The 25084-nt window shown below is 34.1% G+C and carries 17 protein-coding genes; 2 read left to right on the top strand and 15 right to left on the bottom strand.

Annotation, left to right across the window (positions count from 1 at the left end; translation table 11 throughout):
• The coding region (locus FTV12_RS12200) for a transposase (protein WP_180025485.1) at positions 1-254 on the top strand (254 nt) is incomplete at its 5' end.
• Between the two features lie 384 nt (positions 255-638).
• Here FTV12_RS12200 and FTV12_RS12195 read toward each other — a convergent pair.
• From FTV12_RS12195 to FTV12_RS12145, 11 genes are all read right to left on the bottom strand, one after another.
• Positions 639-1811 carry an iron-containing alcohol dehydrogenase gene (locus tag FTV12_RS12195; protein WP_159123263.1) on the bottom strand — a complete coding sequence of 391 codons (1173 nt, stop codon included), beginning with the start codon at positions 1809-1811 and terminating at the stop codon, positions 639-641.
• A gap of 366 nt (positions 1812-2177) precedes the next feature.
• Complete coding sequence (locus FTV12_RS12190) at positions 2178-2855, bottom strand: metallophosphoesterase (protein WP_180011486.1); 678 nt, start codon at positions 2853-2855, stop codon at positions 2178-2180.
• A 320-nt stretch (positions 2856-3175) separates the two neighbouring features.
• Positions 3176-4471 carry a hypothetical protein gene (locus FTV12_RS12185; RefSeq protein ID WP_180034135.1) on the bottom strand — a complete coding sequence of 432 codons (1296 nt, stop codon included), beginning with the start codon at positions 4469-4471 and terminating at the stop codon, positions 3176-3178.
• Positions 4464-5894 carry a 3'-5' exonuclease gene (locus tag FTV12_RS12180; protein WP_180011482.1) on the bottom strand — a complete coding sequence of 477 codons (1431 nt, stop codon included), beginning with the start codon at positions 5892-5894 and terminating at the stop codon, positions 4464-4466. Before FTV12_RS12180 ends, FTV12_RS12185 begins: the two co-directional genes overlap by 8 nt.
• Entirely contained in the window at positions 5891-7708 is a 1818-nt protein-coding gene (drmB, locus tag FTV12_RS12175) for a DUF1998 domain-containing protein (RefSeq protein WP_180034134.1), read from the bottom strand. Before drmB ends, FTV12_RS12180 begins: the two co-directional genes overlap by 4 nt.
• The gene (locus tag FTV12_RS12170; RefSeq protein WP_180034133.1) at positions 7705-10884 is read right to left on the bottom strand and encodes a helicase-related protein; all 3180 of its coding nucleotides are present in this window, start codon (positions 10882-10884) and stop codon (positions 7705-7707) included. Before FTV12_RS12170 ends, drmB begins: the two co-directional genes overlap by 4 nt.
• A gap of 27 nt (positions 10885-10911) precedes the next feature.
• Positions 10912-12432, bottom strand: a complete 1521-nt coding sequence (locus FTV12_RS12165; protein ID WP_180011476.1) for a nuclease-related domain-containing DEAD/DEAH box helicase — start codon at positions 12430-12432, stop codon at positions 10912-10914.
• Between the two features lie 305 nt (positions 12433-12737).
• The gene (locus FTV12_RS12160; protein WP_180034132.1) at positions 12738-14858 is read right to left on the bottom strand and encodes an AIPR family protein; all 2121 of its coding nucleotides are present in this window, start codon (positions 14856-14858) and stop codon (positions 12738-12740) included.
• Complete coding sequence (locus FTV12_RS12155) at positions 14855-15841, bottom strand: PD-(D/E)XK motif protein (protein ID WP_180034131.1); 987 nt, start codon at positions 15839-15841, stop codon at positions 14855-14857. Before FTV12_RS12155 ends, FTV12_RS12160 begins: the two co-directional genes overlap by 4 nt.
• Positions 15841-18549, bottom strand: coding sequence for a Z1 domain-containing protein (locus FTV12_RS12150; protein ID WP_180034130.1), 2709 nt, complete (start codon positions 18547-18549; stop codon positions 15841-15843). Before FTV12_RS12150 ends, FTV12_RS12155 begins: the two co-directional genes overlap by 1 nt.
• On the bottom strand, positions 18542-20011 hold the full coding sequence (locus tag FTV12_RS12145; protein WP_180034129.1) for an ATP-binding protein: 1470 nt from the start codon (positions 20009-20011) through the stop codon (positions 18542-18544). The genes FTV12_RS12150 and FTV12_RS12145 overlap by 8 nt, the downstream gene beginning before the upstream one ends.
• A gap of 328 nt (positions 20012-20339) precedes the next feature.
• Here FTV12_RS12145 and FTV12_RS12140 point away from each other — a divergent pair, with 328 nt between their 5' ends.
• A complete protein-coding gene (locus FTV12_RS12140) occupies positions 20340-21878 on the top strand; it encodes a DNA cytosine methyltransferase (RefSeq protein ID WP_180034128.1) in 1539 nt (512 codons plus the stop codon).
• Positions 21879-21954: 76 nt separating this feature from the next.
• Here the strand turns inward: FTV12_RS12140 and FTV12_RS12135 are convergent, their stop codons facing one another.
• The 4 genes from FTV12_RS12135 to FTV12_RS12120 form a co-directional block, all read right to left on the bottom strand.
• A complete protein-coding gene (locus tag FTV12_RS12135) occupies positions 21955-22401 on the bottom strand; it encodes a very short patch repair endonuclease (RefSeq protein ID WP_180034127.1) in 447 nt (148 codons plus the stop codon).
• A gap of 114 nt (positions 22402-22515) precedes the next feature.
• Positions 22516-23556 carry an HNH endonuclease gene (locus FTV12_RS12130; protein WP_180034126.1) on the bottom strand — a complete coding sequence of 347 codons (1041 nt, stop codon included), beginning with the start codon at positions 23554-23556 and terminating at the stop codon, positions 22516-22518.
• On the bottom strand, positions 23549-24133 hold the full coding sequence (locus tag FTV12_RS12125) for a bifunctional 2-polyprenyl-6-hydroxyphenol methylase/3-demethylubiquinol 3-O-methyltransferase UbiG (RefSeq protein ID WP_180034125.1): 585 nt from the start codon (positions 24131-24133) through the stop codon (positions 23549-23551). The genes FTV12_RS12130 and FTV12_RS12125 overlap by 8 nt, the downstream gene beginning before the upstream one ends.
• A gap of 50 nt (positions 24134-24183) precedes the next feature.
• Positions 24184-24804 carry a DUF6088 family protein gene (locus FTV12_RS12120; protein WP_180034124.1) on the bottom strand — a complete coding sequence of 207 codons (621 nt, stop codon included), beginning with the start codon at positions 24802-24804 and terminating at the stop codon, positions 24184-24186.
• Between the last annotated feature and the right edge of the window lie 280 nt (positions 24805-25084).

The following is a 25084-nucleotide window of genomic DNA, read 5'->3' as shown; positions in this document are numbered from 1 at the left end:
AAGGCTATGATTCAGAACCACTGCGTGAACAGATCAGGAAAACAGGGACTAAAGCGAATATACCAAAGAAAACGAATAGCCAATCGAACAATGACCATATGGACTGGTATTTATATAAAATCAGGCACTTAGTTGAAAATATGTTTTGTAGATTAAAGCAATTTAGAGGAATAGCTACTCGATATGATAAGCTCAAAAGAAATTATCAAAGTTCTGTTGCCTTAGCCTGTATATTTTTATGGCTACCGTTATAGGGTTAATTATGAACAGTAAGTGTCAACAGACCCTACTTTAGAATTATAATTTTTTATTATAACATTTTATTGATTTAGCTCATGCTACGAATAAGCTTTTAGCAATACTCTGCTCATTCCAGTATTTTATTATTATCGAGTTCATTCAGTTAATTTTAATAAGCTATACCCTGATGAATTAACTGCCCAAATATATTTTTTGAAAGCAAAAATTTAGGCAAAAAAAAGAGCAACGCCTGCTCTATATCCTTATCAAGGGTGTAAGGATCAGCCAAGAATATCGCATGGGGATACATTTATCTTGGCGCACTTCACTAAGAAGTGCGAACAGGGTTGCATAAAATGTAAGTCTGCCGAGTGGAGAGAATCGACTTACATAGAGGCTTACAGCGCCGCTTTAAAAATCTCTACGACTTGTGCATGGCTAGCCTTACGCGGGTTGGTCAGCATACAGGCATCCTTTTGCGCATTTTCTGCCATAATGGCAAGGTCTTCCTCTTTAACCCCTAAGCCTTTCAGACCAGATGGAATTCCAATTGAAGCTGAAAGCTGGCGAATGGCATCAATCGCTGCATAAGCTGCTTCAGTCACAGTTAATCCTTCAGTATTTACACCCATCAACTGGGCAATTTTTGCATAGCGATCCGGACAGGCAATCAGGTTAAATTCGCATACGTGCGGTAGCAAAATCGCATTACATACACCATGTGGCAGGTTATAGAAACCACCCAGCTGGTGTGCCATCGCATGCACATATCCGAGTGATGCATTGTTGAATGCCATGCCTGCCAGATACTGTGCATAGCTCATAGCATCACGTGCTTCAATATTTTCACCATTTGCTACTGCCTGACTCAGCCATTCACTGATCATGGTAATGGCCTTTTCTGCACAGGCATCCGTAATCGGATTGGCTGCCGTAGAAACATACGCTTCTACCGCATGGGTTAAGGCATCCATACCAGTCGCGGCAGTTAAGCCCGCTGGCTTGGCAATCATCAATTTAGGATCATCGATCGCGATCAATGGTGTACAACGCCAATCCACAATTGCCATTTTGACATGGGTATCGGTATTGGTAATGATACAGAAGCGTGTCATTTCCGACGCTGTACCCGCTGTGGTATTGACTGCAATAAGCGGTGTCATAGGCACAGTACTTTTATCAATACCTTCATAGTCGCGGATATGACCACCACCGGCAGTCACCAGGCCAATACCTTTGGCACAGTCATGTGAAGAACCGCCACCGAGTGATACAATAAAATCGCAGCCGTTGTCATTGTAGACTTGTACGCCATTATGAACGTTAATATCTGTTGGGTTTGGTTCTGCACCTGGGAAGATATGGCTGTCAACACCAGCCTCTTTTAAATAATTTGCGATGGTATCTGCGACACCAAATTTGTATAAGCCTTCATCGGTCACAATCAGAGCTTTCTTGGCACCTAAATTTTGTGCTTTAACGCCAATTTCTTTGGCACAGCCTGGACCGAAAAGTGAAACACAAGGGATATAAAAACCGTTTGTTTGATCTGCAATATTCTTAAAAGCCATGGTTCGATTCCTTCTACCATTCATCTTATTATCGGTGACCCTCACCGTGATTTAAGTATTCAATGAACGATAAAAGAATCCCACCTACTAAAAGCCTACCTTATGATAAGAGATTGAAATTTTAGTTATTTTTGAAGATAGATAGTGCTTAAATGAATTCAAAAAATAAAAAAGCACCTAAGAGTATTGCTCCTAGATGCTTGATGTATTTGGTGGGCCCAGACAGACAACAACAATCCATTAACCTATTGTTTTTAATCAATTAATTTTTCATAGAAAAATTCAGGATACAAAGCAGGATACACGATTTAAGTGTTGTTTTTTTGATCATTTAAACTTTTTACTCCCCCACTCCGCAGTAAATCTTTATTGAACTTTTACAATACAAAGTTTAGAAGTGAAAGATGATCCTACATCAATATAATGGCAATTATCAATTTGAGTATATTCTTTTACAATCGTATGACCTAAATAGACTGCATCGATATTATCTACAATATCATATTGATTGGAGTAATTACGTATTCGCCCCCTACCCCAGAGTGCGTTTGAATATGATGATGTGATTCCTGGTATTTTATAGTCACCTTTACAAATATCTTGCTTAAAGATATTCCAGTCATGGATATCAATGTCGGCATGAATAATGCCGATTTTTTTACTTTCTAGTTGGACTTCTATAACTAAAGGTAATTCTTTAAAGTGATTGATAATTTCTAGCTGCTTTTGCTGGGGCAACTTATAAAACCATTCTCCACCATTACGCAGATGTATATCTCTAATTTTAGAGTCATACTGTCCTTTTATACACATTTCTTCGTGATTGCCGCGTACAGTTAAAAACCATTTTTGATCAAGTAATGAAATACATTCTAAATTTTCATTACCTCTATCGATAAGATCACCTGTACAGATCAAGAGATCATTTTCAAAATCAAAATTCTTTAGATAAAGCTCATGCATAAAAAGACTATAAGATCCGTGGAGATCTCCCACGATAAAACACGATTTAAATTTTTTATTACTAATCTTTAGAACACTCATTTTTTAGTATCTATCTTAAAATAATTCGCTAATTCAGTAACCGCTATTAATAGTCACAGCTATTTGAATTTACTATTTTTTTAAATCTAATTTTTCAGGACATAAATAAAAGTACATAATTTAAGCAAGCATTTATTAATCATTAGAAACATTTTGCAACGTCCCCCTACTTTTAGTAACACACCTTATAATAAAAGAGTTAGTAAAGTGGCCTACAAATTTTCGGTAAAGGTATCTTCCGCAGAGGATAATGAATTCTATCACTTAATAAATTCCCATTAGGATATTAAACTAATAGGCATAAGTCATACCTACTCGCTTTATTTCCTATGATTGACTTTATCAAATAATTTGACAAGCTTTTCTATTTCCTCATCATTAGGATTACTAACCCAATCGACATAATAACGCTTCATCTGCTTATCAAAAATCCAAATATCTACAGAGTCAGGTTGTTTCTTATTATCTTCTAAAACAGTTCGATAATAAGACTGTTTTATATGATAAACGCTAATTTTAGTACCATTTACCTCGGAAAATTTTACAAATGTTCCTTGAGATAAATAAAGAGCCTTTTTTAATGGTTGAATCAATTTTCCTAATCTTTTTGATTCAACTGCACTTGCAAATTCTTCCAGCAAATAAACCGAATCTTTTTTATCAACCCAGCTTCTTCGATACAAAGGAGATTTTAAACCAATAAGGAAGGCAGCATAATTTAAAACTTTCAATCCTATATTAGGACTTTGATCATTGAAACTTTTTAATATATTCAAATCATCTGACATGATCAACAAAGTTGCAGCGCGTAAAAATACAGACCCACCTTCATCTGTTAATTTATCTAAATTCAGTGCTTGAGTAGAATTAATGATTGAATTCATATATCTAAACCAAACCATTTCATCTGATGGTGGTGCTTCTTCTGCCCATAAATCAAGCCATTTATTTTTAATATTTTCCAATAATGAAGCTGAGCTTAATTTTCCATTTTCTAAAATTGTTTGAATGATCGCTAATGTTAAATAATTTTTTTGATAAGTACTTCCTGACAGATCCAAAATTAATTCAATTAATGATCTGATAGAGTTTTCATCTCTCTGAAAAAAATGATCAAATGTTGTTAAATCATAACCTTTCCAACGTGCAACGTGCAATAAATTCAATAATCCTGAAACAATATGACTTTGATAATTCTCAGTATTCTGTAACTGAATCATCGTCATTTTTTTTTCTTGTTTTGCAAAGGACTCAAACAAAGCCGGATTCACAAGACTCTTAATACTCTCTGTATCAAATTCAGCAATTGCACGAAATTTAAAATCATCCATTTCCTGCTGAGATCTAAAAACCAAATGGTGAATATCAGAAAGGTTTAGGTTACCCTTTTTAATTTTTGTCTCAGAGGCAATAAGTACTGGAAAATTTTTCTCATGGCCACTTAATGCCATTACCTCATTTGGACCAATACTTCCGTTAAACTGATAAGGTATTTGTTTTGGTCCCATTGCCACTTTTATATTTAAAGGCGTATTTTTAAAATTGAAATTTATCGAGGACAAAATTAATAAAATATCTTCACGATTCGTCGGGAAGTAATATAAAGAATTACTCATGAGTGTCCCCTTTGTACCACCAAGCACCTTTTGCCTGAGAAAATTTAAATCCTAATGGTTCTAATTTATTACTTAAATTCTTACCAGTATAAACCCAATAACATCCACCTTTATTTCTCAGATCTACATAATCCAACTTATATCGAGATACTAAATCCATTACTTTATCATTCCAATCCCATCTATCTTCATAATCTTGTATAGGATACTGTTTAGACCAATTTACTCTCTTTAATACAGACTCATCTGGTAAAATGTTAATTTGTGATTTCTCAATATTAAAATTATTGTAATTAATGATTTTAACAATATCACGAGCCCTTGACGAAGCAACAAACATTGTCATTTTATCCAAATGACTTGATTGATCATTTAGATTCATATCTGAAGGATTAATTAAGAATACAGCATCAAACTCTAGTCCTTTACAACTCTGCACATTTAATAAGGTCAACGTGTTTGTCTCATCAAAAATGAGTTTTTCAGCAGGATTTTCTAGAGAAGTTTTACTAGAATATGTTTGCAATTTATATTGTTTTACTAGTTGATCATTTAAAATTTTACATAAATCCACCCTGGCAGGTTCTCTAAAACAGAATACACCAACTTCCTTTCCTGGATGGTTTCTCAACCAAACATTCAAATAATCTATAAACTCATTTACTGAGTTATAATGAATTAATTCAGGTTTTTCCGTCTTTCTAGTTGGAAGCACAGGAATAGTACCTACTTTAGCAAAAAAACTTTTTGCTAAAACTGCAACCTCATAGGAATTACGGAAATTATCAATTAATTTATAGTGATGGTCTTCAGTAATGTCCAATATTGTTGCGATTTCTTCTAACGTAGAATTCCAATCTGTTAGTTTTTGATTTTCATCTGCTAATACCAAACATTTTAATGGAAACTTAGATGCAACAACATCACCAATAAAACTCAAACATGTTAAAAAGTTATAAAATGATGGAGGGAAGTCCTGCCCTTCATCAATAATTAAATACCCAAAACTAAATACCTCAGGTTTGAATGCATCTTTATCCTTCTTTAAATAATCCTCTAAATAATTATTTAATTCCTCCCATCTTATAAAACGATTATTTTTAGCAACAAATTGGTTTATTTCGAATTGATTATTAAGCATGGGCCTTAAAATTTTTTTAATCCAGTGAGCAAAGAACTGGTTAATAGTAATAATTGTATAGGCAGGTTTAGTCTGTCCTTGTGTATAGCGTTTTAAAACGCGGCTAAACATAGCTAATCGTGTTGGTACACCGCGTTTTGCCATTTCCTCAGCTCGTAAACCGGCTATCAATGTTTTACCACAGCCAGGAGGTCCACTAACCAATACATTTGTATTGATTGGTGCATACAAATAAACCTCTCGTTGTAAATCTGTCAGCTCATCCAAAGCTGGTAATTTCACAATTCCACTCCAAGATATTTTAATAATCCATAATGAGAAAAGATGAGCGAACGATCTAATTCAGTATTGATATTCATACAGCTAGTTTCAGGTAAAAGTGTGCAATTATGACAAGCAGCATGGTTAAATCCCCCTAGTCCTTGTCCGGATGTTTCACTACACACAGGATCTGCTGAACACCATTGCCCCTTTTCTAATGCATTAACAACTATTGCGTTAAACAAAACATTTTCGCCCTGCGCAACCAATCCCCCTAAAGATCCTTCCGAATCCGAATCCGTAGTGTAAATCAGGATACCTACAAATTCTCTTTTAGTATCATAGTATATTTTTTCCCTGAGTGAGCTAGATGAGTAACCACTTTCAAAGGCTAGTTGTCGGATTAGAAGATGACTTATTGTATGAATCAAAATATAGATAGGATCTATTTCTGGTAAAAAGTAGAGCTCTTGCTCTTGACGTTTAGCTTCCAGTTTTATAAACCGATCCATCTCTGTTTTAGGAAGTTGTGAAGCCCATGCTTTTAAACACTCCAGATTAAATTGTAGTAATATTCCCTCCCCAAATACTTCTGAGACAGGCAACCAATCCTGTTTTTTAGCAAGATCTGGCGGTACAATTCTTTGAGTATCCGAAGGTTTGACTCTCTGAAATCCGGTAAATGCTCTAACTTCACGAATTTTATGTAATAAAAGAGTATTTGTTATTATCTTTTCCAGCCATATATGTCCCTTTATATTTCCTTTTTCAGCATAGAAGTGTTCAGTTCTCGCCCCCCCTTTAAGTAAACAATTTTTAAAAGTTTCTATTTCATCCTCTTGCAGAGTTAATTGAATTTTTACAATATCTTCAACTTCTTTACTCTCTGGCTCAGTTGATGAATTATTATCACTTAAATATTTAATCACTAATGATTTATCGATCTTTTCCTTTTTTGCAATTTCTTCAATCTTTTGCTCTAACCACGGCGCATTTTTCGAACTTTCAAATAGTTTTTTTGTTCGTGAAAAAGTATTATTTTTTTCTAATCGTTCTCGAATTTCATCTGTAATCTGTTGATAATCTCCAACAGAAGATGCAGATGGGATATCAAAAGCAGAAATAACTTTTGGATAATAAATATTAGTAGCACCTTTTTGCAAAATTCTTAAAGGATAATTGCACCGTTCACTACTCGGATTATAAATCCACGGGTGATGGCTATAGCAGAATAAAAACTTTTCAGTTACATATGGATTTGTTAAGTCTTTCAAATCACGGTAACTTTTACATGCATCACAAAAAATAGTTAAATGTGCTAAACCTGCACCCTTTTTGTCAGCATAGAATTTGAGCCTATTATCAGCTCTACACTCTCTGTTAGCGTTTGTACCAGAATGTGCCCACAACCTCCAATCAATATCGGTAACATGACCAGCCTCACATGCACCAACAAACCTCATTGGCACCATTTTTCCATTACAAGAAGGATGTATACATGTTGGTTGCAGAATATTCCCGTTATCATCTTCTCTTTCATATTCTGATTTCCATCGAACAATCGATCTACATTTTTCGCAAAACATAGACTTGGGAAATCGAGAAACTAAAAGTGTCGCACCATCATCAATAAATCTAAATAATTTTTTTCCTACTGCTTGTTCCATTCGTGGCAATTTTACTGGGACAAACTTTTGTATCCTTTCATGATTTTCTTGTGAAGGAGAATTCCATTGTTCAATACCAGGAATTAAAAAAGATTCGTGAGCAATATCTACTATAGCACCTACCCCAGAAATCGCTGTAAGATTGCTTGCTCTTATTTCTCGTTTCATACATTAACACCATTAATTTTCTTTTTAACTTTCAAACCTATAGGGATATCAACATTTCGAAGTGAAGTAAGAGTTTCTATTCCATCCCCTGTTTTTTTAAAATATTTAATTAGAGATTGATGCGATTTGCTATTCGATGAGCTAAACATTACTGTACGGTTTGACTTTCTTTTAAGTGATTGCCAATGATCGATAAAACGTAGCAAATATTCGACAATAACTACTCTATCAGCACCAGCACGCTCCATACGTTCAGCCAAACGGTCTTTCAAAGTTTGAATATGATTCTCATATTGATCTATATCATCCGCATGATCATTCTCATATATATAATCAGAAGACATACGAATAAAACTAAGGAAAGCCCCATGTAATGCCCTATCTAGAGCTGGCTCGGCAAAAGGTGTAATACTTGTAGGTTCAACATATCGATAAAAACCCTGATGAAATGATCTAAAAATTTCATAATGAGAACGATCACGAGGCTTTGAAGGGCTATAGAGCGTAAAAACAACACCTGGCAATCCCTCTTGCTGCCTACCTACACGACTAGATGCCTGAATATATTCAGATACCATCTTCGGCTGACCATTTATCATCATTAAACCTAAACGGGGAACGTCGACACCTACTGATAGCATATTAGTACATGCAACATAATCAAGAGCTTCTTGGGAGTCACTATCTTTCGTACGCTTCAATTCCTCTAACATTTCTGGAATCTGACTATCTTTAAGATTCGAGGACAATTCTCTAATATTCTCTGATTTAAGCTTCCTCGTTCCTCCCATTTGTTTCAAACGTGCTGGTATATCGTCTAGGATTAATGTCATCGACTTGCCTAATTCGCGTTTACTATTATGATAAGCAATTAAAGTCCACCATGTATCAGGCTGCTCCTCACATTCGGCCGAAGCAGCTAACAGCCCAGTTGTAGCTACTACATTGGCAAAAGTAGGGCTGTGTCCCTGACTTAAAGCACCTAAATACAATCTGCCCATCTTGGAGCTTTGAGATTTTGAAAAAAACGAGTCATCAGCTGATAAACCAGCAGGTGGGAAAATACTACATTGTCGACCGTACAATTTTTTGATTTGGTCAGCTGCCTTTCTAATTGTCGCACTAGCACAGATATACTTTGCCGGCTTACCTCTTGTACTAATGATACAATCTAGAGCTGCTTCATAACTACCATTAACCGTACCAAGCGGACCTGAAATTAGATGTAGTTCATCTTGTATAATCAAGGAAGGTGGCTGTATATTTTGTCCGTTCCCGAAAAAACATCTCGCTTCAGGCTTCCATGCTAACATTGCAAATTTATCAACGGTTCCTAACAGCATGGTTGGAGGTTTTTTATATAAACTCTCATCTACATAACGTATAGGTAAACCACCATGGAAAGCACACAAAGTATTTGGACAAAATAATTCCACTTCTTCTGTCTTATCATTCCATCGTGCGCCCATATCATCACCACCAATTTTTTTATGGGCAGGAATAATCGCTGTACCACAACATGGACATGCTTTTAAGGGAATTTTATTATTATTTACTACTCCGTCAGTATTAATTATTGCTTGCAGATCTTCTAACGCGCCGTCTTGGCCTTTATTGCTATTAGGTGTAGCAGATATACCTACCCACAAACCTAAAGAATATTCTTCAGTATCCTTTATTAATCCTACTCTACGCATTGATTCAAGCGCACAAATTAAACTACCTGCACGCTCAAACTGCTGAATTGTAAGTAATCGAAGTGTATAACGCTTGATAATAGCGGTACCTTGCACCTTTTCTACAATTCGTCTCCGAAGCATTTCAAATGCTGCGACAGCTAAATAAGCCTCTGTTTTACCACCACCTGTAGCAAACCAAATTAAATCTACTATGTCACGATCTTCATCCTGAGAACTCCATAATCCGTTCAGGGACATAAGGAAGAAAAAGATTTGGAAAGGTCTCCATACCGGTATTTCAAGCTTCTCTTGGTCTAATTGATTTAAACGTGCTTCATTTAAAATTTTTTGAAGCTGTGGGTCTTTATTATTTTTGAATTTATTTCTAAGCATACTTAGTAGCATGGCATAATTAGCCAATCTAAAAACTTTCATTACTTCAGAAGAATTTTCTAGTAGTTTGATACCTCTTTCTGCACGATGAATAGCATTATGAATAGCTAATAAAATATCTTTTTTTATTGCAATATATTTTGTTTCAACTGATTGGGATTCCTGTTCTTCTGCCCAATTTTTATATATTTGAATGAAAGCTTTAAATCCTGGTAAAGGATCATATTGAGGATTACTCAAATTTACTAATTTAAATGTTTTTTTAATTTGAACATCTAATTCCTCTATTTCTGTAGTAACAGGAGGCACTTCAACCAATGGTAGAAATGATGTACGAACATAATTAACCGTTCCACTCAATGTTTTAGGCCAATAAGCACTACATCCATGTCCAAGTGCAAAAGTCGGAACATGACTATATTGCAGCTCCAGCATTAGTATTTCGGGATCAGTTATAGAAAAGAAATTTGACTGATATTTAATAACCCCATATGCGGGCGTACATTTTAGCTCTACTTGCGTAAGTATGTCGGAAACTACAATACTTTTTTCAGTTTCGTTCCTATTCACCAAGCTTATTGTTAAAATTTTATAGTCAGTATACTTTCTTATTTTTATAAATATTTCTGCATGATCTTCTAATACAGTAATGGGTTTAATTACATCATTATCTTCCAAATAAATAGTTACTTTTTCTGGGCATCCATTATGAAAAGGGTGCCTTCTCCACCCCTTATTCCCTTCTATATCTCTATCTTCTACATATTTAGCAGCTTTGACTTCTATTTCAACTGAATTACATTCGGAAGCTACAGCAAAACTCAAACCCACACTAGATGGTAATTTTTGAAACAACAAATCCATTTGTTGTTCTTCATCAACATTATCCTCACAATCCTCAACTTCAATACTATTGTTATCTATAGAGTCATTAATATCATTTACATTACTATCTTTAGGAAATAAGAAACCACTAAGATATTGCTTATGTGGTGGTTCATAAATAAATTCTTTTCTTTCATCTGTTGGGCCTATAATTTTTTCCTCAATTTTTCGTAAAAATCCGTTTCTAATTTTTTTTAAATCTTCAAAGTTATTCTGCATATTATCCTCATCAATTAATCACATAAATTACAATTTAAATAATAGGTTATTCATACATTCTTCGTGACAGAGTACCATTAAATTGATTCTCGCCCTAGTCATTCCAATATAAATATCAGACAAATACTGAGCACTTAGCTCAGATCTATTATTAATAATTAGTATTACATGATCAGCTTCTAATCCACGAAAATTAGCAACTGAACTATAAGTTAAATAGCTTTCATTACATTTATTCAAAGAAATAAATTTAAAAATATTATATTTTTTATTTATTAAGCTATTAATCAAATTTTTAATAAAATAATCCATTTGTTGATATAAAATAACCACCTTATGCTCTGAAACTATTTCATCATACAAGTTCTCTATAAATCGAATTATTTTTTCATTTAATTCATTTTCATCCTCAAATGTATCAATATCTACTTTATTACCAATACCTTTTACTTTCGCCACATCTAAAGTTGTGTTAATTAAACCTTCAACAGCATTTACCATATAATCAGTATTTCTTACATTCGTTTGTAGATTGACTATTAATGCATTCTCATAATACCAATTTATTAATTCTGGGGATGGCGGATGCTTCAAATACTGATAATTCTTATCCATAAATATTCTAATTCGTCCACTTTTAAATCTATCCAAATATGGCTTTAAAAGCTCAAAACAATAGAAATCCTGTCCCTCATCTATTAATAATACATTTGCTTCCACAGGAATAAAATTTGTAGTTACTGGAATTTCCCATTCAGCCAACTTCTCCTCAAGGCATTCTTTTAAAATCTTATGCTTTGTCAAGACAACTGGTTTATTTCCTTTTATTTTCTCTTTTAATGCTGTACTTATAAGTAATTCAGTTTTTCCAGTTCCAGCCCCCCCAAAAACAACAATCATTTTATTGGAATCTAAAACTCCAAAATATTGCTTTTGTTCTTCTGTATACTCATTTATTTGCTCAAGAATAAACTGGTTTGATAACCGTCTAGTCATAGCAATATCGAATCTAGGTAAAAGATATTCACGTATTTTTTCAATTTCTAAATTATTTAAATTTTTCTTTTTTATAATTATATTATTCAACCAGTTACTAAATAACTTTAAATCTTTACATGTTTCTTTATCCGCAACAATATTTTCTGGAAAATACATTGAATGATAATTAACAACTGAAAAAGGAAACACTATTCCATAATGAACTTTAATTTTCTTGCCCAAACCTTCAAAGATCATATGTTCTAATGCAAGAACAGCAGACTGTACCTGTTCTAATGGGCTTTCATATGTCGTATAACTAGATTTTGAATCACTATATTTCCAAACTCCATCATTACAAGATACATACCCTCCTTTCACCTCTAAAGCGATAATATGGTTTGGATAAAAAATTAAAAAATCAATTTCTCCCCATCTCTTTTTGGGATGTTGAGGAAGATTAACCGAATGAATCACAATTCCATCGTGATCTAATAAAGCAAGTAACTCCCGAACATACGCTTCTCCTTGGAAACATCGTCTTAATTGATGTTTTGGATAAATTTCCATTTTAAAATTTCTTTTTTCCTTAGTGGGTTTACCTTAATGATTTCAAATATAGAGAGTTTTCTACAACACAATAGTATGATTGATTATCAATTGTGATGATACTCAACAAGAATTTTTTATAAAAACTCATATTTATAAAGTATTAAACAATATAGTTAGCGAAGAAATGGCTAAAGTTACCAAGGAGCAAGCCCTCATTTCTTCATCAATGAATCATCTGATGATTCTAGGTATACATCTATATTAAATTTAACTCACGCGTTCCAAATTAGTAAAAAAAGCCTCAAGAGTATGAGGCGTTTAATTTAATAATCATGCAATGATACTTTTTCATACGACTGAATTTTTTTAAATTCTTCCCCATGTTCTTCAAGCAGTCTATCTAATACAAAACATTGTCTTGAAGATAAATCCTTAACCTTTAATCCTGCCGCTTTTAAAATACCTTTTTCCTTAAATCCAACATGATGTTCCTTTTCTAGATACTGTAAAAACTCTCTCCAGAAATATTTATCTATAGAATTTATTTTGTTCTGGATAGATATAGCATCAGCTATTTTTTGTTTCTGATTCGCTTCATCATTAATTAATTCAGATTTCTCTTTATCAATTAATTCCTTAATAAACTCTGGGGTAATAGATATATCCAGCTTTTCTGACTCAGCTATAATCGTGCCCCAACAAGCATCTTTCTTAGCCCATTCTGAAGTATTGTTTGTTGTACGAGCTTGGTTTGGGCTAGTCAGAATATTATTTATCTCCCTAGTTAGTTCAACTAGAACTTTTTCGAAGTTAGCTGAGAGACACTGCTCCTTCCACATTCTTAAATAATCAATTTTTTTATTATTTTTCTTTAAAAAATAAGATAGGTATGCAAGGGTATAAATTACAATATTAGCTCTATAGCCATTTGTATACCATTCTTGAGCTGATACCAGCTTTTCAGTTTGTTTAAAAATTATGGCTCGAGCCACAATCTTTTTAAAGTAATAGTCATTTACCTTCCCTTCTGCCTCCATTTTTTTCCAGTTTTTAGAAATAAACTCGGAAAATTTTGCAAAGTTTTTTTGTGCTCCCATATTCACCCATTTAGGTTCAGGGTTATCCCATATCATCATATATTTTGCTAAGTCTGTTTTAGTAAAAAGTTGAGCTTTGGGATACTTGATTTTTAGTAAATTACGGTTTCCACTTGCCAACATTTCATTATATTGACCACGTGAACGCTCATAGAACCATCCTGAATCTCTCAAAACTGTTTTTGTTGGTGGTGACCATAGTTTTCTCGATAACTCTTCGATCTTAATATGATATGGATGATTAGCAGAAAGATCTGATACATTCACCTTATTTTGAGTATTGGCATATTCAGAAATTTTGGGAATTACTTTCTCACTCTGGCAGTCAGAAACTATAGTTAGCTTCATTTGAACAAAAATCTTTGAAAGATCAGCTTTATCTTTTATTTTTGCTTTGGCCAAGGATGCTGTAGTTTGTCCACCATTTACTATCTGTAAATCAACTATTCGTGAAATACAGCTTTGTCCTTCTTTATGGATAATTTCTACATCAGATGCAGTAGCTGTAATACCATTATTATAAGAAAAGAAATATTCCGGCTCATGTAAGATGGTATTTCTTATTCCTTTATTAACCCCCCCCTTGGCTTGTAAAAAACTACGTACATTTTGCTCTAATAATCTTGCACCATAATCATTATATAAATCAGCAAGAATATCACCTGGACAAATTACCAAATATGATGGTAAAGCCGTATCACCTAAATGCGCATGTAAACAATCTAATGGGGATTCATACTTTTCAACAAAATCAATTTCTAAAGCCTCACGACTTGAATTAGATGATCTTAATTTTTCAAGGCGACTAATATCCCATAAATGGTATTTAATATTAATACCTTCAAACTCTTCTCTTTTTATTTCTTTGAAAGATGCCGAAATTTGACGCTCACTCAAAAAGAAAAGATTCACTTCCTCTATATTATCTTTATATACATCAATATATTCAGAAAGCCTATATACTTCTGTTGATGGATCAAGTTTTTCATAAAACTCATTGCTATATGATTCCTTGAAGAACTTGAGCAAACGCTTAAACCATAAACTAGCTTCAGTCTGAGTTAATGTTTCTAAATCCAAGCGTTGATCATAATCAGTTACAACAAGGTTCAATGTTATAGCATCAGTATTATCATTAGTATCGATATTGAATCCATGTATATAAGCTCCTTTAGAACCTACATGATTCGTATTTTCACATAACTGAAAATCAGGTAAATCTCCAATTTCTATTAGCTCATGTATATATTCACTAATGAAAGCTTCGATACTATAAATATTAAATGCTGCTGCTGAGACGGTGATGTCTTTTTTTAATATATTAAAAAAATCTGCAGATAAACTCATAATGCATTACCTACATCTATAAATAAACTTTCATACTTATAGCTATCAATGATATTTAGATCCAAATCATAAGTAATATTAAGTATGCCAAATGGAATTAGACTTGAATTAAGTTTTGGGAAACCATCGTTGACTTCATAATTATTAATTAATCGGACTACGTAATTATAATTGTCATAATAACTATCAGGAATATAGTTACATTCAATTAATTTGTGCTCAAAAATATCACGTTCATGAAAGTCCAGTTTAGCCGTAATTCTCTGGAATAGAGTATTTAAATTGTCTTCTTCTCTAAGATTCTCTGGTGATTTAATCACTGCATATACACGCAAGAATAAACGTGACACTGTACTATCAAGCTGGCTTAGAGAAGAAATCCGGACATGGCGTTTATCAGTACCACTTATTGATTTAACCTCAATGGCCAGATCCTTGTACAAAAAATCATGATGAAGTCGCTGTGGCCCATACCATCCTTGAAGAATTTTTTCATAATCATGAGGAAACTGGTCAAGCAACTGGTCAAGCAAATACATTTCTGCTAACAGGCCACGGATCTGCTCTTCTGTTAATTTTCCTTCTCTGCTCGAAGACAAAAACTTTTTCCAGATTTTAAGTTTGGCTAAAACCCCTCTTACAAGATCCTTTTCATTTTTACAATGTTTTAATCCTTGCATCACAAACCAGATAAATTGATCAAAGTAATCCAGTAGCTCATCATCTTTGAGCTTCAGCAATAAGGTATATGTACTTTTTCCGCTCTCTGAATGTCGATAATCTAGATGAATTGCTCTTAAATCTACTCTATGATTTAAAAATAACTTACGTAAATCTTCCGAATGCTGGATAAGAATACAAAAAGCACCGTTATTATCTCTAGCAATAAAAATATCACCACATAATTCTTCTGCAATACGGCGTGTCGTAAAAGAATTTTCTGCTGATATCGATAATTCATCCCAAGCAAAATTTCTGTTCATTAGGCAATCTCAAACTCTGTATCTGCAGCAAAGAATGAACTTTCGGAATAAACTCTATTACTATAGATTTGAACTTGTTTTTCAGAATCTCCTGGCGGAAAACTTAAACTTAAACCTGGAATTTCTGTTCTGCTTCCTTCTTCAACATTTTTCCATATTTTTACTGGCGGTTCTTCTTTCAAAGTGTGTTCCAATAAATCTACTAGATAACAAATTAAGAGAGGTTTTTTTCTTAATTCCCTAAACTCTTTAGCTTTAGTTGCATGGGCCAAATTTATTTGTTCTTCAGTCAATCCGATCTTTTCATCAACTGGGGACCCTAATCGACTTTTATTTAAAATATAATTATTGCAATCACCTTCATAAACAGTTCGTTCAATTGGTCCCATATCTTGAAATTCTACTAGACTTTTTGCTCCAAGATCCTTAGTTCTAAAGACCACATCCATTTTGGAATATTTAAATTGAATCTCAGCAAGGTAACGTACACATGCTTCCATAGTTTCCTGATTTGCTGAAATCTTCTCAATTGAACCAAAAGAATACTCACTTAAGAAATCGATAACATACGGAACATCAACATCAGAATAGAAACTGCCTATTGCGCTATTTTCTACTTTATATTCTCTCTTCAATTTTTCCCAAAAATTCTCTAAATGCAGATAGTTTTTAGAGTGAATTTCCATTTCATTACTAAAACTAGTTTGTTCTTTCTGCTCACCACTAAAGCTTCTTCTTAAGTATCCACTTTCTGCACTGTACATTTTATTACGAGCCGTGATAGTCAGTCCCACATCACTTGCCCTTACATATAAACCAAAGTCTCTCGGTGTTTTCTTGAGTTGGTTCATTTCAGCAATTTGTCTCCGAACATCATCCGCTGCCTGAGTAATATGTTCATACCAAGAGAAAGCTTTATCTGTCATGTAAATTCGACATAAATCCTCATATTGAGGGCGATAACCGAACCAGCGCCCCATTTGAAGTAAAGTGTCATACATTTTAGTACTACGATAGAAATAGCTTACAGTTAACCCTTCTATGGTTAATCCACGTGATAAACTAAACCCTCCAATCGCAATTACCATTAACCCACGTTTTCCATAACTTGAATAATCTAATGCATCTTGTGATTTACTGTTTACAACGCAAGTCTTAAATACGTAATCTTTCTCAGAACTATCAAAAATAGATCTAAGCTGTATCACAATCTGATCCCAAGTTATCAGTTTCTCATCTAAATCTAGAGATGTTATATAATACTTATTAAACGTCTTATGAAGTAAGGCAATGTTTATATGATTTAAAGCTGTTGGCATTGCTGAATATGCAAGGATTTCATTACTTACCTCATCAATATAATCCAACACCTTATCTTTTATCTGGTTTTGTACATTCACAAAAGTAGAAACATTGATAAGCATTGAGCAATGCTCATGAGCATCATGTCTGATATTGCGGATACATTTAGTTATTAAAAAAGATGCTATAGCTTCTTTAAGTGATCTAGGTAAATCTTTTAATGCAAAAGTTCTTAAATGATTTTCCGGTATATATTTATTTACTTCATTCTTATCTAATGTTATATGAACGTAGCGATATTCAGGTTCAAGGAATATTTTTTTTGCTCCAAAATAGTTTGTTGGTGCATCCAAATTATAAATGAAGTCTTTTGGAAATAAATCTTCCGCGCATTCTCCATAAGAATTGGGATCAATAAAGATATTTGCAAATGGTGTTGCAGTATATCCAACATAACAAGCCTGATTAAAAGACTTTAGAATTGTTCTTAAATAGTTATTTGTCTTTGTCGGGTCCAAATCAGGAATATTGGTATTAATTGAAGCATTATCTGCTTCATCATCAATCATTAATAAAGGCACATTGTTAATTATCCCATTAGCTTTTAAACCGTTCATATTAAAGTTTACAAGCCACTCATATAGGTTTTTTAACGTTGTTACATTCTTCTTGATTACCAAAATGACAGGTTTACTAAATCCCCCAATTTCTGTAGCTACACTGGTTGCAAGTGTTTTATTAAAATCCTGCTCAACTGTAGTAAAAGAAACTGGATGTGGGAATTGTCCGTCAAATTCTGCACCGACTCCAATCGGAGTTTTTTTACTGTCTTTGGCACTAATACGGCCTATGAAGCCCTCATCAATACGTTGTTGAGTCTGTGATCTGAGATTGTTATGAATTCCCGCAATAACAATAATGAATTTATATCCTGCATCGGCAGCCTTTGTAATTAATGACAAATAGTTACTTGTCTTTCCAGATTGTACATCACCTATTACCAAGCCTCTTCTTTGAAAGGATTTATCTTCTCTAGGATCACTTAATAGACTTAAAATAGAATCATTAACTCGTGAAATTGCATTTACCACACCTGGGGGCATCCCTTTCCCACGCAAATAATTTTCATATGCAGTGGCATAGACTTTTTCATTATTCTGAATGCGATTGATCCAATCTCTATTATGTTCAGCTTCTTCACTGATAACAGAAGTTCCCAACTCCATCCGGCAATTTACGTTGGATTCAACATAGCGAACTATGCTTTCAATGCTACCCTCATAATCTAAAAATTCAGCTGTTTTTCTTACAATATCCTCAATAAAAGTAATTTCATAAGGCCCCTCATTTTTAGCACACTTGATAATTGATGTTTTTGCTACATCATATTGTTTTGAATTAAGCATAGTATGCTTCCAACCACTCTTCTAAATTATTACTGTATTTTTCAAACAAACCGCATGCTAGAGCAGCCTGTTTTAAACTATGTTTTTCCATTTGTTTCGCGTCCATGAAATCTGCAAAAGCAATAAATTTTTCTTGCATCTTCTCGATTTCATAATTCTCATGTAATGAGATTTGCTTAGGAGTAGAAGTCATGTCTGCATAAATACTTTGAACTGGCAAGCTACTTTCCACAATTTCCAGTAAAGTATTAAAATTATTTCGCTGTTCCTCTGAAAGGGAGGCCTTAAATTTTTGATAAATTGGAAAATTCCTGTTAATTCTATAACTAATAAACTCCCCAGAAAATCTACTCCAAGGTACTTCATTTGTTTCTAACGCTTTATTAATTCTTCGAGATGACAATCGGACACTTGCTTCCGATATTCTGCCGATAACCTGTTTAAGTCTTTCCACAACTGCCAGCGGTGGTGTAGCTTTAGATTTTTTAATATCAATAGCCCAGAGATCATCAATCTTTTTATCGAAGTTTATCTGTACACGGGCATATTTGGTTGCTTCAGATTTTGGAATTAATCGGAACCAGTCTCCCCACACCATAAGACGATGATTACGATAAACATAAGCACCTTGATTATTTAAAAAATCACTTCTTTTCTTGAAAATCTCATAGTCACTTCTATCCATTTTAGAAAAATGAGGAAGAATAAAAGCTTGAATCGTAATAATAGAATCATTAACGACTATTTTTTCTTGTGCTTGAGTTTGAGTAAAACTGTTTTGAGAACAGAATGGATCAAAAGGTTGAAGTTCAATATTGTTTAACAATATGGATATTTTTTTTCCCGAAACTTTACCTTCAAGAAATCTATGAAAAACCAACTCCAGATGTTCTCTTAATTTACCGAGCAACCCAGTAACCTGACGTGGTGAAAAAATATCTTTGTCACCTGATAAAACCCTATCCAAGTTCTCCCACATGACAATTGTGCCATGTGCTTTTATTTTATCTAGATATACCTTATCCAGATTGATATCTTGTGGATCCAAAATCTCTAGCAACCATTGATCCTGTTCCACTACATAATCTAAATCCCATCTTGCAGCAGCAATTTTGCCATCTTTTGAAGAGATTACTGTTAAACGGCGCGCTTGAGAAAAAGATGCTGTTTTAAGCCCCAATCCAAATCGACCTAAATCCTCTTCCGATCTTGAAGTAATGGGACTTTTCGTAGCAAACCTTAGGGCATCGTATAACTCTTCGGCTTCCATCCCCGTTCCATTATCAATAATCAAAAAACGAGGAGTAGGATTTTCCAAAAAGATTAGTTCTATCTTATCTGATGAAGCAGCAATACTATTATCAATAATATCTGCGACTGCTGTATCGAGTGTGTACCCTATATCACGCATAGATTGCAAAATTGAAGCTGCGCTTGGTTGAAGTAATCTGGTATCACTCATTTGTATTATAAAATTCGGAAATTTACTATTTATTCAAATATAGCAATAATTTAATTTTAAAGGCTAGGGTTCATGTGTTTATTCAATTAAAAATTCCAAATAACTTTGAATAACTCATCTATTAACTAGATACGTAAGACCCCCGTAAATACAATGATTTCACATAAGTGGTTAACTACAAAACACTCATTTGAAACCCTCTAAAAATATTTGAAAATTCATATTTTGCAGATGTTTGCTGATTAAAGCCCCTTTAAAGTTTTTTCAGGTATTGTTTGATTGACAGGACCTGGTATTATGCATATGTTTTTTAAGTTATCAGGCTACTATGAAAGATAATGATATTTTAGTAATTGATCTATTCTCAGGCCCAGGTGGACTCGGGGAAGGATTCGCCTCTTATATAGACGATAATAAAAAGTATCCTTTTAAAATAGGCATGTCTGTTGAAAAAGATCCACATGCACATTTGACACTAACAACCCGAGCTTTTTACAGACTTGCTAAGCAATATGGTTGTCTAGATAACTACTATCAATACCTGAATAGCAAAATTTCTAGGGATGATCTTTTTAAATCACATAAAGAAATTTATGAATTAGCTTCTCAGGAAACGTTAAAAGGGCCTTCTGAATTAGGTAAAGATAACGAGCACATTCATGCCAGAGTAAAAGAGCTAACTGAAAATCATGCAGGACCTAAAATTTTAATTGGAGGTCCACCATGTCAAGCCTATAGTTTAGCTGGTCGTTCCAGAAATGCCGGCAATAAAAACTATGTTGCTGAAGAAGATCACCGCCACTTCCTTTACAAAGAATATTTAAAGGTTCTATCGATAGCAAAACCTGATGTTTTTGTTATGGAAAATGTCAGAGGGATTCTTACTGCAAAAGTTAACAATCAACTAATATTTCCTCAAATTCTTAATGACCTGCAAAACCCTTCAAAGATTATGGGATCAGAAGCTTGTCCTTCATATCGAATATATTCTCTTGTTGAAAAAACTGATGACGCAGATAGCCCTACTCCAGACAAACTGAACTACCTGATTAAATCCGAAGAATTCGGGATTCCTCAAGCTAGACATCGTGTTATTCTGATCGGAGTTAGGGTAGATATTAAACAGATACCAGATATCTTGGATAAAAAGATTTATCCTAAAGTTACTGTTAAAGAAGCTATTGATGATTTACCTAAATTACGAAGCGGGTTATCTAAACAGGCTGATTCTTATGTCGCTTGGCAGCAGGTTGTTTCAAAAAATGCCGAGAAGCTGAGCGAATTAAAAAATATTGGTATTGATGTTAATCAAAAAGATTTACAACCCTATAAAGATTTAAAAAGAAAAGAGACTGTTCATAAAGATAAATCATCAAACCAATTACCAGACCATTTGAAGAAATGGATCCTTGATCCTGAACTGAAACTAGTGCTCAATCATGAGACGAGAGGACATATGGAATCAGATCTGCTCAGGTATAGTTTTTGTGCATTACATGGTGAACAAAGAGGATTCTCGCCTAAAGCAGAAAATTTCCCTGCTGAGCTTGCTCCCCAACATCAGAACTGGAATTCGGGGTCTTATAATGACCGCTTTCGTGTTCAGATTGCTGAAAAAGAAGCTACTACAATCACCAGCCATATCTCAAAGGATGGGCATTATTTTATTCATTATGACCCAAAGCAGTGTAGAAGTCTCACTGTAAGAGAAGCGGCTAGATTGCAAACCTTTCCGGACAATTATATATTTGAAGGAAATCGTACTAATCAGTATACGCAGGTCGGAAATGCTGTTCCTCCCTTTCTAGCACATCAGATCAGTGAAATTGTGTTTTCCTTGTTAAAAAAACATTATCATAATTTTTAAAAATTAAAGTTCGATGTTCAGTAATAATTAAGTGATCATCGGACTTTTTTTGTGACCACAAGTCCTAAAAGTAAACTTAAGCTATTTCAATAAAAGATCTTTCACTTGGTAACCATTCAGAAATAAGATCAATTACCGTATCTGGATCTTTGGTTGCTCCTCTAATACTACATTCCCATATAACAGCGACTTTCCAGTTATTCTCTAATAACAAATTTATTGATTTACTGTCATTCGCTTGGTTCCGTATTATTTTTTCCTGCCAGAATTCAGTTCTGGTGGCTGGTAATTTAAAGAGATGGCAATCCTTATGACCATGCCAAAAACATCCATTTACAAAAATAACAGCCTTATATTTAGGTAGAACGATATCTGGTTTACCAGGCAGATCCTTTACATGAAGACGAAAACGAAATCCTTTTTTATGTAGTAACTTGCGGATGAGTATCTCAGGTTTTGTATTCCGGCCTTTTATACCCGCCATCATGCGACTTCGGGTAGAAACATCAACGATATCTACCATGCTTTATACTCAGCTATTCTGCTTTAACACTTTTGTCAGTTGATTAAATTCTTCTTAAACATGAATCAAATCTGTTTCATTAAAACAAATTTGGTCTTTAAATATAGTTAGGCTTTATGAATAACTGTGACATATGTGTATATCTTTACCGCCTGCCCACATCAAATACTCATTCTCTATCGCCTGTTTATATGCCCATTCAGCAACCCGGTGTGAACGCTGAATATCTGTTAAAAAACCTAATTGAGAAATTTCCCTCACTATAGATTGATCATGTTTATAGTTCCGCTCCTGCCATTGCTCTAGAAAACTGTGTGACGCCAGATAATTACTTTTTAATGAATTGCACTTCTCATCTGCCAAGACGAAATTATGCCCTGTATCAGCAGGATATAGAGACCAAGGAATGAAATGATCCACCGCATATCTGGTCTTCTTAAGACTTCTTCCACAATAGAAACACTGGCATTTCTGGAGCTCAATCAGAAATTCTGCTACCTGTCTTAATTGATTACGGTTAGGCGCAAACATGAATTTATCAAGGTCCGGCAGGCCATCTAATACAACCAGGTTTTGCTTGTTCAGTCTTACAAAATCAATCCACCGTTTTTGGCAAAGTTCCTCAATAATTTCACTGAACTGCCTCAAACAATACATTACCTTGGGAAAAAGCTTTAGAGATTGTCTGGAATCATCCAGATTGTAAAGAAACTCGACGGTCTGGCCTTGTAAATTCTGCAAATATACAACGGGCATCTGCTTAACTGTTACTGCAATAGAACACTTGAGACGATTCCAATAAATCTGGTCTTTTCTTAAAGCTGCAAGGGTTTTAAATCTTTGTTGTGCCTGCTGGATCTCGGTAATAATTTTTGCCTGTTTTCCAGTACTTTGCTTGATTATAAAGGGTTCATATTGGTTAAACTGAAATGGCAGAGACTGTTTCCAGTAAAGATCAATAAATTTTTCAGCAATATCCAGATAGTCCAGCTGCAAGGCTGCACCAGTATCCTCTCCTTTTTCAATTGCCAGTCGGGTAATACTTATGAGCAAGGCAAACTTATAGGTTGAAGTAAAAGTGCCGGATTGCAGGATCTGCTGAATATGTTTTAAGAATTTCAGCTGTTCTTGGGGTGTAGGAACCAGATTAGTCATCTTTCTTCCAAAGCAGATTTAGCCACATTTCAGGTCGGTCAGGTCTTCTATCTTCAGTAAGCCACAGGTTTAAAAGCTGGATACCTGATATATGATGCAATAGTTCTTTCGCCTGTTCTTCATCTAAGTCAGTAAATACCCTGCCATCTTGTTGACGGTCTGTACTTCCATACTTGAAAGACATATAACAGACTCCCCCACGGCGTAAAGCTCTATAAATCCGTCTTACAACCTCTGGAAGCCTAGCACGCTCACAATGCAACAAAGAAGCGCATGCCCATATTCCGTCGTATATACCATGCTCATTCAAATCATAAAAACTTTGGTATCTGACAGGGATTCCTGTGAGCGCCGTAGCCTTTTCAACTAAAGCTTTTGAGTAATCCAATGCTTCAACCTGATAACCTTTATTCTTGAATGCCAAGGTATCCCGTCCTGAACCACAACCAAGATCAAGGATATGTCCATACTCTGGAATATTCTCTAAAAAAAGATAGTATAAACTCTCCATATCTACATCTAGAGTAGACTGAACAAATTGATCTGCATGTCTATCGTAATAATCTAAAGTGGCCATTTAATTGAAGTTATTGATATTAAAAATCTAAGAATAAATCAACTTTAATGCTATAAAGCAGTTTTTTCTACTTCTAAAATCAAGTTCTTCATCCATCCCGACTTTTTAGCTTCTAAAAATTTTTGAAAATCCTCCTCTCCTAATGAGTCCTTTAGTTTTTCTATTACTGCCGGATCAACAATTTGAGGACCAAAAAAATATAGTGCTGAAATAGCCCAGCCGGCTGGCTCATGTGCATACTGAAAAACATCCAGACAACGGGTGCGAATTAAACGAATAGTTTGCCCATAAAGTTTAATTTCCCTAGATCTTCCCGTTGTATAGAAAACATGAATAAGCGGCACCTGCATACTTAATCCTAGACGGTTTGCCGCTATGCCACCATGTTCCTGAAACCTGAGCGCCGTGGCTCTAGACAAGGTTTGCAGTACAGCAGCAATATCAGGTGATAAAGGTTTATTTTTAAATTGGCTTAATTTATTCCTTTCAACTTTATAATAAACTTTTGATAATATGGTATGTACTTCACCCGATAGGATAAATTTATTTAAAATCCTTTTTAATTCTTTGTTTTTTAATTCAACACCAAAATCTAGATTACAAAATAATTTACCAGCTTCAAACCTTAGATATTTTTCAATTATTAACTTTTCCTTATTACAACCACACATATTTTTAATTCTTAAAAATCAGATTTTATTCTAATTTTCAAAAATACAATATAAATAATAAATATAAGGGAGATCTATTATTTTTATTCTAAAGATAATCCAAAGTACAGAAATTTCATCCATTTTTTATAGTGTAACGATCTAGCGATTATGGTGTAACGCACATATTTTTATAGTGTAACGAAATGCCAATTATGGTGTAACGCATCATTTTTTATAGTGTAACGTACATATCTTTTATAGTGTAACGCCCTAATTTTTATAGTGTAACGTACATATA

The organism is Acinetobacter sp. YH12233 (assembly GCF_013417725.1).
Classification (GTDB): domain Bacteria; phylum Pseudomonadota; class Gammaproteobacteria; order Pseudomonadales; family Moraxellaceae; genus Acinetobacter.
Note: the sequence above shows the minus strand (reverse complement) of the source record. Positions and strands in the feature narration are given on the sequence as shown.